Annotated in this window: 17 protein-coding genes; 6 read left to right on the top strand and 11 right to left on the bottom strand. The window is 74.0% G+C overall.

Translation table 11 applies throughout. The annotated features are described in order from the left end of the window. Window positions 1-4: 4 nt before the first annotated feature. The gene (locus AC54T2_RS08430; protein WP_496665948.1) at window positions 5-1,204 is read right to left on the bottom strand and encodes a PucR family transcriptional regulator; all 1,200 of its coding nucleotides are present in this window, start codon (window positions 1,202-1,204) and stop codon (window positions 5-7) included. Between the two features lie 149 nt (window positions 1,205-1,353). Here AC54T2_RS08430 and AC54T2_RS08425 point away from each other — a divergent pair, with 149 nt between their 5' ends. The 5 genes from AC54T2_RS08425 to AC54T2_RS08405 are packed head-to-tail and all read left to right on the top strand — an operon-like array spanning window position 1,354 to window position 6,123. After that, entirely contained in the window at window positions 1,354-2,115 is a 762-nt protein-coding gene (locus AC54T2_RS08425) for an ABC transporter ATP-binding protein (RefSeq protein WP_186342418.1), read from the top strand. Next, the gene (locus tag AC54T2_RS08420; RefSeq protein WP_186342419.1) at window positions 2,115-2,819 is read left to right on the top strand and encodes an ABC transporter ATP-binding protein; all 705 of its coding nucleotides are present in this window, start codon (window positions 2,115-2,117) and stop codon (window positions 2,817-2,819) included. Before AC54T2_RS08425 ends, AC54T2_RS08420 begins: the two co-directional genes overlap by 1 nt. Before the next feature lie 12 nt (window positions 2,820-2,831). Beyond that, complete coding sequence (locus tag AC54T2_RS08415) at window positions 2,832-3,710, top strand: branched-chain amino acid ABC transporter permease (protein WP_186342420.1); 879 nt, start codon at window positions 2,832-2,834, stop codon at window positions 3,708-3,710. Then, window positions 3,710-4,783 (top strand): branched-chain amino acid ABC transporter permease, encoded by a 1,074-nt coding sequence (locus AC54T2_RS08410; RefSeq protein ID WP_186342421.1) that lies wholly within the window; start codon window positions 3,710-3,712, stop codon window positions 4,781-4,783. Before AC54T2_RS08415 ends, AC54T2_RS08410 begins: the two co-directional genes overlap by 1 nt. Continuing rightward, on the top strand, window positions 4,780-6,123 hold the full coding sequence (locus AC54T2_RS08405; RefSeq protein ID WP_186342422.1) for an ABC transporter substrate-binding protein: 1,344 nt from the start codon (window positions 4,780-4,782) through the stop codon (window positions 6,121-6,123). Before AC54T2_RS08410 ends, AC54T2_RS08405 begins: the two co-directional genes overlap by 4 nt. Before the next feature lie 22 nt (window positions 6,124-6,145). Here AC54T2_RS08405 and AC54T2_RS08400 read toward each other — a convergent pair whose 3' ends face one another. From AC54T2_RS08400 to AC54T2_RS08375, 6 genes are all read right to left on the bottom strand, one after another. Further along, window positions 6,146-7,432: a glycosyltransferase gene (locus tag AC54T2_RS08400; RefSeq protein ID WP_496665947.1), complete on the bottom strand. Its 1,287-nt coding sequence runs from the start codon at window positions 7,430-7,432 to the stop codon at window positions 6,146-6,148. Then, on the bottom strand, window positions 7,429-8,439 hold the full coding sequence (locus AC54T2_RS08395; RefSeq protein ID WP_496665946.1) for a glycosyltransferase family protein: 1,011 nt from the start codon (window positions 8,437-8,439) through the stop codon (window positions 7,429-7,431). Before AC54T2_RS08395 ends, AC54T2_RS08400 begins: the two co-directional genes overlap by 4 nt. 83 nt (window positions 8,440-8,522) lie before the next feature. Further along, complete coding sequence (locus AC54T2_RS08390) at window positions 8,523-9,176, bottom strand: hypothetical protein (RefSeq protein WP_496665945.1); 654 nt, start codon at window positions 9,174-9,176, stop codon at window positions 8,523-8,525. A gap of 42 nt (window positions 9,177-9,218) precedes the next feature. Next, complete coding sequence (locus AC54T2_RS08385; protein ID WP_496665944.1) at window positions 9,219-10,007, bottom strand: LLM class flavin-dependent oxidoreductase; 789 nt, start codon at window positions 10,005-10,007, stop codon at window positions 9,219-9,221. Window positions 10,008-10,029: 22 nt separating this feature from the next. Next, window positions 10,030-10,212, bottom strand: coding sequence for a hypothetical protein (locus tag AC54T2_RS08380; RefSeq protein ID WP_186342427.1), 183 nt, complete (start codon window positions 10,210-10,212; stop codon window positions 10,030-10,032). Between the two features lie 67 nt (window positions 10,213-10,279). Beyond that, a complete protein-coding gene (locus AC54T2_RS08375; protein WP_496665943.1) occupies window positions 10,280-11,959 on the bottom strand; it encodes an ABC-F family ATP-binding cassette domain-containing protein in 1,680 nt (559 codons plus the stop codon). A 396-nt stretch (window positions 11,960-12,355) separates the two neighbouring features. Here AC54T2_RS08375 and AC54T2_RS08370 point away from each other — a divergent pair, with 396 nt between their 5' ends. After that, the gene (locus AC54T2_RS08370; protein ID WP_186342429.1) at window positions 12,356-13,618 is read left to right on the top strand and encodes an Nramp family divalent metal transporter; all 1,263 of its coding nucleotides are present in this window, start codon (window positions 12,356-12,358) and stop codon (window positions 13,616-13,618) included. A 6-nt stretch (window positions 13,619-13,624) separates the two neighbouring features. Here AC54T2_RS08370 and AC54T2_RS08365 read toward each other — a convergent pair whose 3' ends face one another. The 4 genes from AC54T2_RS08365 to mgrA form a co-directional block, all read right to left on the bottom strand. Next, window positions 13,625-13,999, bottom strand: a complete 375-nt coding sequence (locus tag AC54T2_RS08365; RefSeq protein ID WP_496665942.1) for a hypothetical protein — start codon at window positions 13,997-13,999, stop codon at window positions 13,625-13,627. A 92-nt stretch (window positions 14,000-14,091) separates the two neighbouring features. Next, window positions 14,092-14,358: a hypothetical protein gene (locus AC54T2_RS08360; protein ID WP_496665941.1), complete on the bottom strand. Its 267-nt coding sequence runs from the start codon at window positions 14,356-14,358 to the stop codon at window positions 14,092-14,094. A 45-nt stretch (window positions 14,359-14,403) separates the two neighbouring features. Continuing rightward, window positions 14,404-15,780, bottom strand: coding sequence for an FAD-dependent oxidoreductase (locus tag AC54T2_RS08355; protein WP_186342431.1), 1,377 nt, complete (start codon window positions 15,778-15,780; stop codon window positions 14,404-14,406). Next, complete coding sequence (gene mgrA, locus AC54T2_RS08350) at window positions 15,777-16,829, bottom strand: L-glyceraldehyde 3-phosphate reductase (protein ID WP_496665940.1); 1,053 nt, start codon at window positions 16,827-16,829, stop codon at window positions 15,777-15,779. The genes AC54T2_RS08355 and mgrA overlap by 4 nt, the downstream gene beginning before the upstream one ends. Between the last annotated feature and the right edge of the window lie 29 nt (window positions 16,830-16,858).

Below are 16,858 nucleotides of genomic sequence, written 5' to 3'. Positions count from 1 at the left end.
CCGGTCAGGACCGCGCCGTCAGCGCCAACCACAGCAGCATCTTGTCGCGCGGGTCGGTGAGGTCGCGTCCGGTCAGTCGCTCGATCTGCTTGATCCGGTACATGACGGTGTTGCGGTGGCAGTAGAGCTCCTCGGCGGCGTGCGTGGGTGAGCCGTCGTGGGCGAGGAGCGAGCGCAGCGTCTCGAGCAGCGTGTCGACCTGCGGGTGGTCGAGCAGGGCGCCGAACGCCTCGACGATCAGCAGCGGCGTCACGCACGAGTCGCCCGCGAGGAGCACCTCCGGCAGCCGGTCGCTGACGCCGACGACCCCACCCCCGGCCGGTACGGTGCGCGCCGAGCGCATCGCCAGGCGGAACGCGGTGCCGAAGCCGTGGACGCCGTTGCTCGTCGCGACGGCGATCCGCCCCTCGCCGGCGGGCTCGATGAGCCGGACGAGGCCGGGCTCGTCCGGCAGCCGGCCCGACAGCAGCCCGTAGGCCGCGCCCGAGCGCACGTGCCAGTGGGCGGTGATGCCGTGGCGCTGCAGCTGGTCGTCGAGCCGGCCGACCGGGTCGCCGTCGCCCTGGTCCGCGATGACCACCACGCAGGCGACCGCGTCGTGGGCGTCGAGCCCCAGCGCGGCGCGGGCCGTCTCGGCGAAGGTGGGGTCGCCTCCGCGACCGTCGGCCAGCCCGTCCATCACCGTCTGCTGGCGCTGCTGGTCGCGGCGGTGCACGCGGTCGCGCTCGCGGTGGTAGGCCTCGATCAGGACCGCGCTCTGCACGTCGAGGTTGGACCAGACCGCCCGCGCCGCCACGAGGAGGTCGGTGTCGGGCACGTCGGCCGCACCCGAGCGTCCGGCGGCCTCGGCGAGCGCCTCCCAGAGCACCCGCGCCCCCATCGTGTAGGCGTTGAGGACCAGCTCGAGCGGGACGCCCTGGCGAGCCCGGCGCCGTCCCGTCTCGCGCCACAGCTCGACGGCCGAGGCCTTGGCCGAGTCGATCCCCGACAGCACCTGCAGGCCGCGCCGGATGTGCTCGCGGCAGGACTGCCGGATGTCGTCGGGCAGGTGCGCGTTCATCTCGGCGTAGGTGTCGATGTCACGGGCCAGCAGCCGCGCCGAGATCACGTCGGCCACCTCGTCGGAGCGGTGCAGGATCGAGCGCCAGGCGCGCTCGACCCGCTCGGAGGCCGGAGCCGGCTCGTCGCTCACCCGTGTGTCCACGGCCCCACCGTGGCACCCGGCGCACACAGATCGCCACCGCTGGGGCCGAATTGGCCTCCGGTTCTGTGCTGCCCGCCCAATGTGCTCGCAGCCCGATCTGGTGACAGTGGTCTACGTCATGTCCCGGACCGGGAAGGGTCGAGCCACACGTGGACGAGCTCCAGCTGAACGACGTCACCGTCACCTTCGGCGGGCTCACCGCGCTCCGCGACGTCAGCCTCGCGGTCGGGGCGCGCGAGGTGCACGGCGTGATCGGCCCCAACGGAGCCGGCAAGACGACGCTGTTCAACGTGGCGTGCGGATTCGTGCAGCCCGACAGCGGCGAGGTGGTCCGGCGCGGCGAGCGGATCGACCGGCTGCGCCCCCGCGACCTCCCGGGGCTCGGGATGGCCCGCACCCTGCAGGGGCTCGGCCTCTTCGACCGGATGACGGTGCTGGACAACGTCATGGTCGGGGCCGACCACCACGCCCGCTCCGGCTTCCTCGGCTCGCTGCTCGCGCTTCCGAGGGCCGGTCGCGACGAGCGGGCGCTGCGCGAGCGCTCCCGCGCGACGCTCGACGACCTCGGTGTCGCGGCGTACGCCGATCGCTACCCGCCGAGCCTGCCCTACCCCGTCCGCAAGCGTGTCGCCCTCGCCCGCGCGCTCGTCGCCGCCCCCGAGGTGCTGCTCCTCGACGAGCCGGCGAGCGGGTTGTCGGCGGCCGAGATGGACGAGCTCGGCGAGCTGGTGACCACGCTCGCGGGGACGACCTCCGTGCTGCTCGTCGAGCACCACATGGACCTGGTGATGCAGGTCTGCACCCGCATCACGGTGCTGGACTTCGGCCGGGTCATCGCCCAGGGGACGCCCGAGCAGGTGCGCGAGGACCCGGCCGTCCTCGCGGCCTACCTCGGGGAGGAGGTCGGCTGATGCTCGCCATCACCTCCCTCTGCGCCGGCTACGGCCCGATCACGGCGCTCGACGACGTCACGTTCACGGCCCGCGAGGGAGAGATCACCGCGGTGCTCGGCGCCAACGGCGCCGGCAAGACCACGCTCCTGCGGACCGTGTCCGGGCTGCACCGCGCCCGCTCCGGCACGGTGGAGCTCGCCGGCCGCCCGCTCGACCGGCTGCCGGCCGAGCGGATGCCCGGGCTGGGCATGGCCCACGTGCCCGAGGGCCGCGGCGTCATCACCGAGCTGACCGTCGAGGAGAACCTGCGCCTCGGCGGGCTCGGGCGCGGTGGCAAGGTCAGCCGCGGCGACCTGGACCGCGTCTACGACCTGTTCCCCGTCCTCGGCGATCGTCGCACCGCGCTGTCCACGACCCTGTCCGGGGGCGAGCGGCAGATGCTGGTCGTCGGGCGGGCGCTGATGGCGCGGCCCACGATGCTGCTGCTCGACGAGCCGTCGCTGGGCCTGGCGCCCCGCATCGTGGCGCAGCTCTTCGGCCTGGTCCGCGACCTGGTCCGCGCCGAGGGCCTCAGCGTCCTGCTCGTGGAGCAGAACGCGCGCAGCGCCCTGTCCGTCGCCGACCGCGGGGTCGTGCTCAGCCTCGGCCACGTGGTCGCCGACGCTCCGGCCGACCAGCTCGCCGGCGACGAGAAGCTCCGCCACGCCTACCTCGGATTCTGACCAGGAGACCCTGTGCTGCAGCTCGTCAACACCGCACTGACCGGCCTGACGCTGGGCATGGTCTACGCGGCCTTCGCCCTGGCGCTCGTGCTGATCTGGCGCTCCACCCGCGTCGTCAACTTCGCCCAGGCGCCGATGGCGATGGTGACCACCTTCGTGGCCCTCGTGGTCATCGACGCGGGCCACAGCTACTGGCTGGGGTTCGCGGCTGCGCTGCTGTCGGGCCTGGTCCTGGGCGCGGTGCTCGAGCGGGTGGTGATCCGCCCGGCGGAGGGGGGACCCGAGATCAACGCGGTCATCCTGACCCTCGGCCTGTTCATCGTGCTGCACGCCCTGGCGGCCGTCGTCTTCGGCAACCGCTACCGGTCGTTCCCGGCGCCGTTCGGGCTGCGGGGATTCGAGGTCGGCGGGACGACCATCGCGCTAAACGGGTTCGGCGTCTTCACGATCGTCTCGGTCGGGGTCGTCCTGGTCGCGCTCGTCGCCCTCTTCCGGTTCACCGACGTCGGACTGCGGATGCGCGCCGCCGCCCTCGACCAGGAGGTGGCGCGACTGCTCGGGGTCCGGGTCGGGCACATGCTCACCCTCGGCTGGGCCCTCGCGGCGGTGGTCGGCTCGCTCGCCGGCCTCCTGATCGCCGGCGGCAGCCTGGTCCACCCCGCCTACATGGACTCGGTCGTGGTGTTCGGCTTCGTCGCGGCCGTCCTGGGCGGGCTCGACAGTGCGCTCGGGGCGGTGGTCGGCGGGCTGGTGCTGGGCGTGTCGCTCAGCTTCGTCAGCGGCTACGTCGGCTCGCAGCTCGTGCCCCTGGCGGCGCTGGCGATCCTCATGCTGGTGCTGACGCTGCGACCCGGCGGCCTGTTCGCCCAGGCCCCGGAGCGTCGGGTCTGATGCGCGCCCGGGCTGCGGCGATCTGGGGCTCCACCCTCGGCCGCCACCTCGTGCTCACGCTGGCTGCGCTCGTGGTGCTGGTGGTGGTCCTCGAGAGCGTCTCTGACTACCGCAACACCCAGCTCGCGGCCATGGCCTACCTCGGCATCGCGGCCGGCGGGCTGACGGTGCTGACCGGCACCAACGGACAGCTCTCGCTGGGGCACGGAGCGCTGATGGCGGTCGGCGCCTACACCGCCGCCCTGCTGCTGCCCGAGCGCGACTCGGGGATGCCGCTGAGCGTCGTCGTCGTGGCCGCCGTGCTGACCACGCTGGCCGTCGGCACCGTGGTCGGGCTGGCCGCCGCGCGCCTGCACGGGCCCTACCTCGCCGGGGCCACCCTGGCGCTCGCGGTCGCCGTCCCGGGCATCGCGCTCTACTTCAAGCAGACCCTCGGCGGCGAGCAGGGCCTGCGCGTGGTGATGCCCGAGATCCCGGTGTGGGTGCTCGACGTCGCGTTCTTCGTCACCGGTCAGGAGCTCACCCGCTCGCGCTTCACGGCGTACGTCGGGTGGCTGACGCTGATCGTGGTCTACCTGCTGCTGGCCAATCTCGGCGCCGGGCGCACCGGGCGCCGGTGGCGGGCCGTGCGCGACGCGGAGGTCGCCGCCGAGCTGGCCGGCATCGACCTCGGGCGTGCGCGGGTCTCGGCGTTCATGGTCAGTGCGGCCGCGGCGGGGGCCGCCGGCGCCATCGTGGCCTTCACCGTCAAGCTCGCCGCCCCGAGCGCGTTCACCCTGACCCTGAGCCTCACCCTGCTCGCGGCGATCGTGCTGGGCGGCCTCGGCAGCCTGACCGGGGCGCTGCTCGGGGCCGGGCTCCTCACCTTCCTGCCCGGCATCGTCACCGACCTCGGCCGCGGCGCCGGGCTCGACGACATCCGCGCGGCCGAGCTGGCCCCACTGGTCTACGGGCTGGTCACGGTGGCGGTCATCCTCCTCGCCCCCGCCGGGATCGTCGGCTCCCTCCGCGGCGCCCTCGCGCGTCGACGCAGCACCCATCGCACCACCTCATCGAAGGGAACATCAGCATGAGCAGACACTTCCGGGTCGCAGGACCCCTGGCCGTCGCGCTGGCGACCTCGCTCGTCCTCGGGGCGTGCGGCGCCGGCGGGCGCGACGACTCCGACGACGGGGACGGGGGCGGTGGCGGGGCCGCCGCCGACCCCGGCGTCACCGACGACACGGTCACGATCGGCGCGACCTTCCCCCTGACCGGCGTGGCGGCGCCGGGCTATGCGGAGATCCCCACCGGCGCGAAGGCCTACTTCGACTACGTCAACGAGGCCGGCGGCGTGCACGGCAGGACCATCGAGTACATCGTCAAGGACGACGGCTACAACCCCACCAACACCAGCACCGTGACCAACGAGCTGGTCCTGCAGGACGAGGTCTTCGCCACGGTCGGCTCCCTGGGCACCCCGACGCAGGCCTCGGTCGCCGACTACCTCAACGACGAGGGCGTGCCGCAGCTGATGGTGTCCTCCGGCTCGCTCCAGTGGGGCGACGACGTCGAGGCACGCCCGATGACCTTCGGCTGGCAGCCCGACTACGAGTCCGAGGGCAAGGTCATCGGCCAGTGGGTCGCCGACAACATGCCCGACGCGCGGGTCGGGCTGTTCCTCCAGGACGACGACCTCGGCGAGGACGCGGAGAAGGGCGTGCGGCGCTACATCGACGACCAGATCGTCGCGGTCGAGCGCTACACCACCGGCAACACCGACGTCGCCCCCCAGATCACCGGCCTGCAGGCCGAGGACGTCGACCTGGTGCTCGCCTTCAACACGCCCTCCTACACGGCGCTGAGCCAGCTGGTCGCGCTCAAGACCGGGTTCACCCCGAAGTGGTTCTACGCCAACATCGGCTCCGACCCGGCCCTCGTCGGCTCGCTGCTCGAGCGGTTCTCCGAGGGCGCCGTCACGGGCGACTCCGGCGCCCTCGACGGGGTGATGACGACCGAGTACATCCCCGGGGTCGACAGCGCCGACGACCCCTGGGTGCAGCTGTGGCAGGAGGTCTGGGACGAGCACGGGGGCAAGGGCGAGCTCACCAACTACCGCATCTACGGCATGTCCCAGGCCTACGCGTTCGTCCAGGCCCTCGACGCGGCGGGCGAGGACCTGACCCGCGACGGACTGGTGGCGGCGATCGAGGAGGGCGGCTCCGAGTGGGAGGGCCCGCAGCTCGCGCCGTTCCGCTACGGCGCCGACAGCCACATGGGCATCGCCGGCATGCGCCTGGTCGAGCTGAAGGCCGGCGTGGGCGAGCCGGTCACCGACGTGCTGGTGACCGACATCGGCGACGCCGAGATCACGACCGACGACTCGGGCCAGGCCGACGACAGCCCGCCGGAGGGCGGAGTGCCGACGAGCTGAGCGGCAGCCGGCGCGTCGGTCCCTAGGCCGGGTCCGACGCGGCGGCCCACCCGCCCAGCCACGCCTCGAGCGTCGCGTCGCCCGTCCACGGCCGCAGCGACGTGGCGAGCGGGGGTCCCGGCGGGGCCAGGTCGGGCCGCCCCCACCGGCCGGCCCGGCGCAGCAGCCGGAGGTCGCGCAGCTCGACGCACCCATCCGCGACCGTGCGCGACCCGGTGCTCCCGTCGAGGCCGTCGATCAGGGCCGGCCAGGCCGCCGCGTCCCCGTGGAGGCCGCGGCGCACCTCGAGGTGCAGCCGGGCCGTGGCCGGCAGGTCGTCCTCGGCAGCCACGACCCTCGGGTCGTCGCCCACGAGGGCTCGGTGCGCGGCGCCGACGCGGACGACGGCACGCGGGAGCGCCGCCAGCAGCGAGTCGACGGTGACGAGCAGCTCGGTGGCGCCGAGGCCGGGCGCGCAGGTCACGACGAGGTCGGCCGGGCCGCGCAGCAGGCCGCGCCACGTCGTGCCGGCGGCCGACGTCCGGTCGGCCACGGCCGCTGTCTGGGCGAGGTGGGCATCGGGGTCGCGCGGACGGGCGGCGGCGTCGGGGCCGTCGTGCCACGCCACCGCGTCGGCCCGGTGGGCCAGCAGCCCGCCCGCGGTCCACGATCGGTGGGCGAACTCCCAGTCCTCGCCTCCGTAGGTGCGGAACGTCTCGTCGAAGCCGCCCACCTCGTCCCACCACCACCGGCTGCAGGCCAGGACGGCGCTGATCACGAAGCGGTGGCTGCTCGCGTCGGCGTCGAGCAGGTCGCGCGTCGAGGCGTACGCCCGGCGCAGCCACGCCGGCTCCGGCAGCTCGCGGGGCGGACCCGCCGCCTCGACGGGCTCGTCGGGCGCGACGCCGGACAGGTCGGCGTGCCGCCGACGCCCCACGACCAGCGCCTCCGGCAGCGCCTCGGGGAGGGCCACCATCCGCTTGACGAAGCCCGGCTCGGGCGTGGTGTCGGCGTCGAGCAGCACCAGCACGTCGCCGGTCGTGGCCGCGACGCCGAGGTTGCGCGCGGCGGCGGCCCGGAAGCCGTCGTCCCGCTGGCGCACCAGGCGCACCCCGGGCGGGACGACGGGAGCCTGCCTTGACCCGTCGTCGGCCACCACCACCTCGTCGGGCGGCCGGGACTGCCGGCCCAGAGCCGCGAGCGTGCGCGCGAGCGCCTGCTCCTGCTCGAAGTGGGTGACCACGACCGACACCCGACGCCGCGGCGCCCCGGCCGGCGCGAGGTCCCAGCGGTTGCCCGGCACGCTGGTGCCGAAGGGCGGCGCGGTCATCGGACCGAGGCCCACCACGCCCGGTAGGCAGCGACGGTGTCCGCGAGGTGCGGGCCGAGGTCGAGGCCGGGTGCGGTCCACGTCGAGGTCGGGTCGCGGAGTGCGGCGTCGAGGCGCGGCACGAGGGTCGAGTCGTCGAACAGGGTGATCGTGCCCGGGCGGAGCGCGGCCATCTCGCGGGCGTAGGCCCCGTCGCGGACCAGGGGCCGCCGGCCCGCGGCGATCCAGGAGTTGAGGCTCGCCGAGGCCGACACGTTGCGGTGCGCCGTCACCCCGACCGCCACCGCACGCAGGGCGTCGACCAGCTCGTCGTCCGGCACCCGCCCGGCGACCTCGACCGGGACGCCGCGGGCACGGCTCGTGCGCACCAGCACCTCGAGCTCGTCGGCGTGGCCCGGCGCCGCGTCGCCCAGCACCCGCACCGAGGCCGGTGTGCCGGCTCGGCGCAGCGCCGCCACGGCCCGCACCACCTGGCGGTGGCCCTTGCCGGGGTAGACGAAGCCGAAGACGCCGACCACCGGCTCCGGCACGACCGTCGGGCCCTCCCCCGCGCCGCGGGCCGCGGCGCGCACCGGCAGCGGGATGACGGTGCCGCGGGCGCCGGCGGCGCTCCAGCGGTCGACGAGCGCGTGCTCGTGCCACGAGTTGGTCGCCCACGCGCGGCTGGCCCGCACGATCTGCCCGTAGGCTGCCGCGCGGGCCGCGAAGACCGGCCCGTCGGTGGGCTGCGGGACGTCGTGGAGCGTCACCGTCAGGCTCACCTGCTGCGCGAGCCGGCGCACCGCGGCGGCCGCGCGGGCCGGCTCGGGACCGAAGAGCCGGTCGGTCAGGTGCAGGTGCACCGCCGAGCCCGGAGCGAGGTCGCTGACGTCGCGCACCACCCGCGCCCGCGCGGCGGCGGCCACCTCGCCGGCGTACGCCGTGACGCCGTGCGCGTCGGGGCCGAGCAGCAGGTGGTCGGGCACCACGAGGTCCGTGACGCGGACGCCGGCGGTGGGACTCAGCACGCGCCTCATCCTGCGTGACCCGGGACAGACCTTGCCTCCCCCCTAGGCGTGAGCGGCAGACCGTGGGGAGACGGTCGCGCGCGTCAGTCGCACTCGGTGGTGCACCCCGTCCACCCCAGCACCGGCGGGCTCCACCTGCGGCCACTGGGCGCGGTGTCGCTCCTGCCGTCCTTGGCCAGCCGTACGGCGGTCCGCCACGCGCCCCGCGGCCCGTCGCCGGGCGGGCTCGGCGTCCGCAGGCACCGCCACAGGTCGAGCCTGACCTTGAGGAAGCGGTCGGACGAGAAGGCGCCGCCCACGGGCAGGTCGCTGTACGCGGAACCGCAGGGCACCCGCCGCCCGGCGCCGGTCCAGCCGCCGCCGATCCGAAAGGCCTGCCGGGCGTGCAGCAGGCGGGGCCATCTGCGGTCCTTCCGCAGCCGCACGGTGAGTCGGCCCTCGGGCGCGGCGTCGCCGTCGATGTCGAACCACACCGTGAGGTGGTGGCCGTCCCGGAACCGGTGCGGCACGGTGATCCACATCCACTGAGCGGTGAAGCTGCCCGAGCTGGCTACGAGGCTGACCTGCGAGATGTCCACCGAGGGCGGTGAGGTGCGGCCGTCCGTGACGGTGACCGACTCGGGCAGCGGCGCCGGGGCGGGCGCGGGGCTCGCACCCGCCGGCAGCGCGGTGACCCCGAGCAGCACGCCCAGGGCGGGGACGAGTCGCAGGCGGAACGAGCGGCGGCGAGCCGGCATCGTTCGACGCTAGCACCGCCCGGGGCGCGGGGGCACCCCTCCTCAGCGGGGGCCAGTCCGCACCACGCGGCGCACGTCGTCGAGGTCGAGGTCGTAGGGCCCGACCCGGGTGAGCACCCACGACGCGCCGCGGTCCAGCCACGGGGCGGGGTCCTGGTCGGTCCGGAGGTCGACGACGAGGTCGAAGCCCGGCGCCGGGTCGTGCGCCGCCAGGTCGCCGGCGACGGTGTCGAGGTCGCCCGGGTCGTCGAGGCCGATGACGAAGAAGCCGTCGTACGACGCCGCCCGCCGCAGCGGGGCCTGGTTGCCGAAGCGACCGGCCAGCCAGATCGGCACCCGCGGCGCCGGCACGAACCGGGCCTGGCGCGCGCTGTAGTGCTCCCCCACGTGGTCGACGGGCGCCCCCGCGAGCAGACCGGTCAGCACGCCGAGGCCCTCGTCGAGCATCCGGCCGCGCACCCTCGGGTCGGGCTCGTCGCCGAAGGCGCTGTACTCCCCCACCCAGTCGTCACCGAGCCCCAGGCCGAGCACGAGGCGCTCGCCGGACAGCACCGCCAGGCTGGCCGCCTGGCGCGCCAGCACCTGCGGACGGCGGCGCGGCAGCGGCGTCACCAAGGGCCCGAGCAGCAGCCGCTCGGTGCGCAGGGCGATCGCGGCGCAGCACGTCCACGGGTCGGCGATCGCGGCCACCCGGTCGCCGTAGAGCAGGTGGTCCCAGACGAAGAACCCGTCCCAGCCCGCCTCCTCGGCGTCGGCGGCGAGGTCGCCGACCACCAGCGGGTCGGCCAGGCCGTCGAAGGGCGCGACGAAGAGCCCGCGACGCGTGGTCATGCGGTCAGGGAAGCACGGGACGTCAGGCGCCGGGCCCCTCGGAGCCCTCAGCGTCCTCGGCGTCCTCTGGGGAGTCCGGGGTGGGATCCTCCTCCGCGTCCTCCTCGGGCTCGAAGGTGTTGGGCTCGTCGGTCATGCCGATCTCGGCACCGACGGGCTCCTCGCCCTCGGGCCGCCCGGTTGCTGCGTCGCTGGAATCGCTCATGCGTGGGCCTCCTTGCCGTTCGGTCTCCTGTCGCCTTCTGGTACCCGCTGCAGGCGCGAGCGATGCGTCACCGCGAGCGGGCCACGCGACCCTCGTCCCACACGGGTCCATCCGACTCGTAGACCTCGCCGTCGGCGCCGTAGACCAGGAAGCGGTCGAAGCCGCGGGCGAACCAGCGGTCGTGGGTCACGGCCAGCACCGTGCCGTCGAACGCCTCGAGCCCGGCCTCGAGGGCCTCGGCCGACTGGACGTCGAGGTTGTCGGTGGGCTCGTCGAGCAGCAGCAGGGTGGCGCCCGAGAGCTCGAGGAGCAGGATCTGGAAGCGCGCCTGCTGCCCGCCGCTGAGCGACTCGAACCGCTGCTCGCCGGCGTGGGCGAGCTCGTAGCGGTCGAGCACCCGGCTCGCGGCCTCGCGGCCCATCCCGTCGCGGTGGTCGTCGCCGCGGTGCAGGATCTCCAGCAGCGTGCGCCCGACCAGCTCGGGGTGCTCGTGGGTCTGCACGAACCAGCCCGGCCGCACCCGCGCGCCGAGCTTGGCGCTGCCGGTGTGCTCGACCGGCGCGGGAGGCACGCCGACCGGCTGGTGCTCGACGTCGGGATCGCTGCCGCCGGCGGCGAGGAGGCGCAGGAAGTGCGACTTGCCGGACCCGTTGGAGCCCAGCACGGCCACCCGCTCGCCGTACCAGACCTCGAGGTCGAAGGGCTTCATCAGGCCGGTCAGCTCGAGGCCCGTGCACACCACCGCGCGCTTGCCCGTGCGCCCGCCCTTGAGGCGCATCTTGACCTGCTGCTCGCGCGGCTGCTCGGTCGGCGGCCCGGCGTCCTCGAACTTCTTGAGCCGGGTCTGGGCCGCCTGGTAGCGGCTGGCCATGTCGGAGTTGTAGGCCGCCTTCTGCTTGTACATCAGCATCTGCGCGCGCAGCTTGGCGTACTCCTCGTCCCAACGGCGGCGCAGCTCCTCGAAGCGCTCGAAGCGCTCCTCGCGGGCCTGGTGGTAGGTGGCGAACCCGCCCGGGTGGGTCCACACCAGGTTGCCCGCGCTGCCGAGCTCGACGGTGACGATGCGCGTCGCGGTGTTGGCGAGCAGCTCCCGGTCGTGGCTGATGAACAGGATGGTCTTGGGCGACTCGCGGATCCGCTCCTCGAGCCAGATCTTGCCGGGCACGTCGAGGTAGTTGTCCGGCTCGTCGAGCAGCAGCACCTGGTCGGGCCCCTGCAGGAGGTACTCCAGCACGAGCCGCTTCTGCTCGCCGCCCGACAGCGTCGTGAGGGCGCGATACTTGGCGCGGTCGTAGGGCATCCCCATCGCCGCTGTCGTGACCTTGTCCCAGACCACCTCGAGGTCGTAGCCGCCGACGTCGCCGTAGTGGCCCAGCGCCTCGGCGTACGCCATCTGCACCGGCTCGCTGTCGTCGTCCATCAGCCGCAGCTCCTGGGCCGCCACCTCCTGCGACCACCGACGTACGTCTGCCGGGGCCACCGAGAGCAGCAGGTCGGCGACGGTCTCGTCGGCACCCCCGTGACCGACGAACTGGCGCATCACCCCCAGCCCGCCCGACCGCGTGACGACACCCGCGTGCGGCTTGAGGTCGCCGGTGACGATGCGCAGCAGCGTCGTCTTGCCGGCGCCGTTGGCACCCACCAGCGCGACCTTCTGCCCGTCGCCGACGCGGAAGCTGACGTCGTCGAGCAGCACCCGCCCGTCCGGCAGCTCGTAGCGCACCCCGGCGACATCCACGTGACCCACGGGAGGATTCTCGCAAGCGACCTGCCGCGGCGTCGCATGGATATCGGTCGGGGCCGTCCGGGGTGCGGTGCGACCGGCCGCTCAAGCGGGCACGTCCCCGCTCAACCACCCGGATCCGGGTGTCCTAGCGGGGACGAGACCGTCCTAGTGGCCCCGCTCGCCCTGTGCTGCCGCCGCTACCCACCGGGACCACCGCGCACTACCCACCACCCGTCACGCCGAGCGTCCCGCTCCCCAGTCGACCGGCACACCCGGGGTCGCCCGCGATCCGGCCACCCGGGGTGTACGCCGGCCGCGGCGCGCCGCGCAACCTCGGCGAGGATGCGCCGACTCGAGCGACGGTCTCGTCCAGCACGCCGGGCCGCACTGGTCCAGACCGCGGTTATGGTGCTGCCCATGGCTGACACCACCTCGACCGGATCGGCGGAGCAGTCCACGGTCCCCCGCTGGAGGATCATCGGTCCGGGGCTCGTCGTCGCGGCGACGGGCGTCGGCGCCGCCGACCTGGTGGCGACGCTCATCGCGGGCCAGAAGTTCGGCTACACCCTGCTGTGGTGCGTCGTCGTGGGATGCGTCATGAAGATCGTCCTGGTCGAGGGCGCGGGGCGCTACTCGCTGGCGACGGGCCGCACGATCTTCGAGGGCTGGCGCTCCCTCGGCGCCTGGACGACGTGGTACTTCGCGCCCTACATCGTGATCTGGGGCTTCGTCTACGGCGCCGCCGCGATGGCCGGCACGGGACTGGCCCTCACCGGGCTCCTCGGTGGCCTGAGCACGACGTGGTGGGGCATCCTGTCGGGCCTGATCGGCCTGCTGCTGGTGTGGACGGGCCGCTACAGCGTCTTCGAGAAGGTGCTCGCCGCCCTGGTCGGGATCATGTTCGTGACGATGGTCGGCGCGGCCCTGCTGACGCTGCCCAACCTCGGCGAGCTGCTCACCGGCCTCGCCCCGCGCATCCCCGACGACGGCCTCGTCAACACCCTCGCCCTCGCCGGCGGTGTCGGCGGCACCATCACGCTGGCCGCCTACGGCTACTGGCTGCGCGAGAAGGGCTGGTCCACTCCTCGCTACATGCGGGTGATGCGCATCGACAACGCCGTCGCGTACGTCGTCACCGGCCTCTTCGTCCTCGCCACGCTGGTGGTCGGCGCCGAGCTGCTCTACTCCACCAGCGTCGCCATCGAGAGCGGCGACCAGGGCCTCGTCGACCTCGGCGTGGTGCTGCAGGACCGCTACGGCGAGTGGGCCGGCAAGCTCTTCCTGCTCGGCTTCTGGGCCGCCGCGATGTCGTCGCTCGTGGGCGTGTGGAACGGCGTCAGCCTGATGTTCGCCGACTTCATGACCAACGTGACCAAGGGCGATCCGTCCGAGGCCCGCGCCGGCGGCAGGTGGTACCGCGTCTACATCCTCTGGCTGACCTTCCCGCCGATGGCGATGATGTTCCTCGGCAAGCCGATCTGGCTGATCCTCGCCTACGGCGTGCTCGGGGCGTTCTTCATGCCGTTCCTGGCGATCACCCTGCTGTGGCTGCTCAACACCGACCGGACGCCCGCCGAGTGGCGCAACAAGCTCCACTCCAACGTGCTGATGGCCCTGTGCGCACTGGCATTCATCGCCCTGTGCGTCAACGAGGTCCGCAAGGCCGTCGACGGAGCGTGAGGCCCCTCAGGCGCCCGTCGGGTGCCTGACCCACACGTTGGGCTCGACGTAGGTCGCCGTGCCGTGCTCGGCGTCGCACATCACCGGGGCCAGCGCGCCCGGGACGACGACCGGGCCGGTGGTGTCGAACGGCAGGCCGGTCCACTCGCGCCACTCCCCGACCGTGCCGGGGATGACCATCGAGCGGGGGGCGACCCGGTCGATGCGACCGCCGGCGCGCACGTGGACGCGCAGCCACGGGTCGACGGGCAGGCCGTCGTCGCGGGTGCGGAAGGCGTAGTCGGCCATCGGCTCGTGGACGTCGGTCTTGCCGTTGGGCCGCACCGGGGCGAGCAGCTCGGGATAGCCCAGCCGCCGGGCGTTGTCGCGCAGCGCGGCCACGATCCGGCCGGAGAGCCCGGTGCTCTGCAGGCCCGGCTCGATCGCGATCTCGATCGCGGAGACGGCATCGGGCTCCTCGCCGCGCAGCCTCGTCAGCAGGCCGCTGCGGATCGCGTGGTCCCAGCCGGCGTCGGGCAGCTCGCCCTCGTCCAGCGGAACGGCACCGAGTGCGCCTTGGCGACCATCCGCCCGGTGTCGTCGAGGACCACCAGCACGTAGTCGGCGAACTCCTCGAGCGCGGCGTAGTAGGCGTTGCCGATGGGGTCGTGCTTCATGAACTCCGGCCAGGAGGTCTCCATGTCCCAGAAGGTCTCCATGAGACCGGGGCGCTCGGCGAGGGTGACGAACTCGAGGTGCATGACGGCATCCTCGCCCACCCGGGCGCGAGACCGCGCCCGGGTTGCTCAGAGCCGCTCGGCCACCCGACGCGCCGCGATCTGCAGCACCTCCCAGGTGGTGGCGAACGGCGGCGCGTAGGCCAGGTCCATCCAGGCCAGGTCGTCGACCGATCCGCCCGCCCACAGCACGGCGGCGGAGGTGTCGATGCGCTTGCCGGCGCCGTGGCCGCCGACGACCTGCACGCCCAGCAGCCGCCGGGTCACCCGGTCGGCCATCACCCAGATCGCGATCGGCTCGGCCTCCGGCATGTAGCCGGTGGCCGTGGTGCCCTCGGTGACCAGGGCCACCGCGTCGTGCCCGGCAGCCGCGGCGTCGGCCCGCGACAGCCCGGTGCGGGCGATCTCCACGTGCACGTCGCCCGCGGAGAAGCGGGTGATCGAGGTGTCGACCATGCCGTCGAAGGTCAGCCCGCCTCCGGCCAGGCTGTCGCCGAGCGCGCGTCCCATCTTGGCGGCGTGGGTGCCGAGCGGGCGGAACACCCACTGGTCGTCGATCCGGCGGCGCACCTCGCAGCAGTCGCCGGCCGCCCACACGTGGTCGGCGACGCGGCCGTGGGGGTCGGGGCGCAGCGCCCCGCCCTCCGACAGCTCGAGGCCGTTGCCGGCCAGGAAGTCCGTGGCGGGCCGGACGCCGATCGCCACCACCACGAGGTCGGCGTCGCCGCGCCCGCCCTCCCAGCGCACCCCGCTCACCCGGTCGCCGTCGACCTCGAGGCCGGTAACCTCGGCTCCCAGGACGAGCTCGACCCCCGCGTCGACGAGGGCGGCGTTGACGCGGTCGGACAACTCCTCCTCCAGCATCGACATGCCGCGCGTGCGGGTGAGCACGGTGACGCCGAAGCCCCGGGCGAGCGCGGCCTCGGCGACCTCCACGCCGACGTAGCCCGCGCCGACCACGACCACGTGCGCACCCGCGCCGGCGGCCGCGAAGCGCTCGACCCAGGCGGCCCCGTCGTCGAGCGTCTTCACCACGCCCACCCCGTCGTACGCCGTGCCGTCGGGGCGCACCGCCCAGTCGGGCACGACGGCCGGGGCGCCGGTGGCCACGACCAGCTCGTCGTAGCCGAGCTCGTCGCCGTCCGCGGTCGTGACGGTGCGGGCCGCCAGGTCGGCGCCGACCACCTCGACGCCGAGCCGCAGGTCGATGCCCGCCTCGCGGTGCTCCGCGGCGGTGCGGGCGACCAGGTCCTGCTGGGTCGGCACGTCGCCCGACATCCAGTAGGGGATGCCGCAGGCGCTGTAGGAGGTGTGGTGGCCCCGGTCGAGCACCGTGACGGCGAGCCGCTCCCCGTGCCGGGCGGCGGTGCGGAGCGCCTGGTGCGCCGCCGACATCCCGGCCCCGTCGGCGCCCACGACCACGACGCGGCGCTCGGCCCCGCTCACTGCTCGGTCTGCCCGGCCCAGAGGTTGACACCCGAGTCGACGGCGTGGCGGTCGATCTCGGCCAGCTCCTCGTCGGTCAGCGGCGGGCCGTCGAGCGCGTCGAGGTTGGTGTCGAGCTGCTCGACGCTGGAGGCGCCGACCACGGCGCTCGTCACGCGCTGGTCGCGCAGCACCCACTGCAGCGCCAGCTGGGCGAGCTCCTGGCCGCGGCCCTCGGCGATCGCGTGGAGCGATCGGACCCGGCCGAGCGTCTCCTCGTCGAGGCCGGCGATCGTGGACTCGGACCGGGCGGCACGCGAGTCGTCGGGGACGCCGTCGAGGTAGCGGTCGGTGAGCAGGCCCTGCGCCAGCGCGGTGAACACGATGCACCCCATCCCCTGCTCCTCGAGCTCGTCGAGCAGGCTCCGATCGCCGTCGCGCGGCTGCTCGATCCAGCGGTTGAGCATCGAGTAGGACGGCTGGTGGATCAGCAGCGGCGTGCCGAGCTCGCGGGCGATCGCCGCCGCCTCGCGCGTGCGGGCCGCGGAGTAGGACGAGATGCCGACGTAGAGCGCGCGCCCCGAGCGCACCGCCGCGTCGAGCGCCATCATCGTCTCCTCGACCGGCGTCTCGGGGTCGAAGCGGTGGCTGTAGAAGATGTCGACGTAGTCGAGCCCGAGCCTTCCCAGCGACTGGTCGAGGGAGGCCAGGAGGTACTTCCGCGAGCCGCCGCCCTGGCCGTAGGGACCGGGCCACATGTCGTAGCCGGCCTTCGTCGAGACGATCAGCTCGTCGCGGTAGGGCGCGAAGTCGTCGGCGAGGTAGCGGCCGAAGTTCTCCTCCGCGCGACCGTAGGGCGGACCGTAGTTGTTGGCCAGGTCGAAGTGGGTGACCCCTCGGTCGAACGCCCGCCGCAGGATCGCCCGCTGCGTCTCCTCGGGGCGGTCGGTGCCGAAGTTCTGCCACAGCCCCACCGAGAGGGCCGGCAGCTTGAGTCCGCTGCGTCCCGTCGCCCGGTAGTGCATCCCGGTCGTGCCGTCGTACCGCTCGGGGGCTGCGTCGTAGGCCATGGCCCCATCCTGCCCGGTGCGGTCACCCG

It is taken from the genome of Nocardioides sp. Z35_8 (assembly GCF_059621125.1).
Note: the sequence above shows the minus strand (reverse complement) of the source record. Positions and strands in the feature narration are given on the sequence as shown.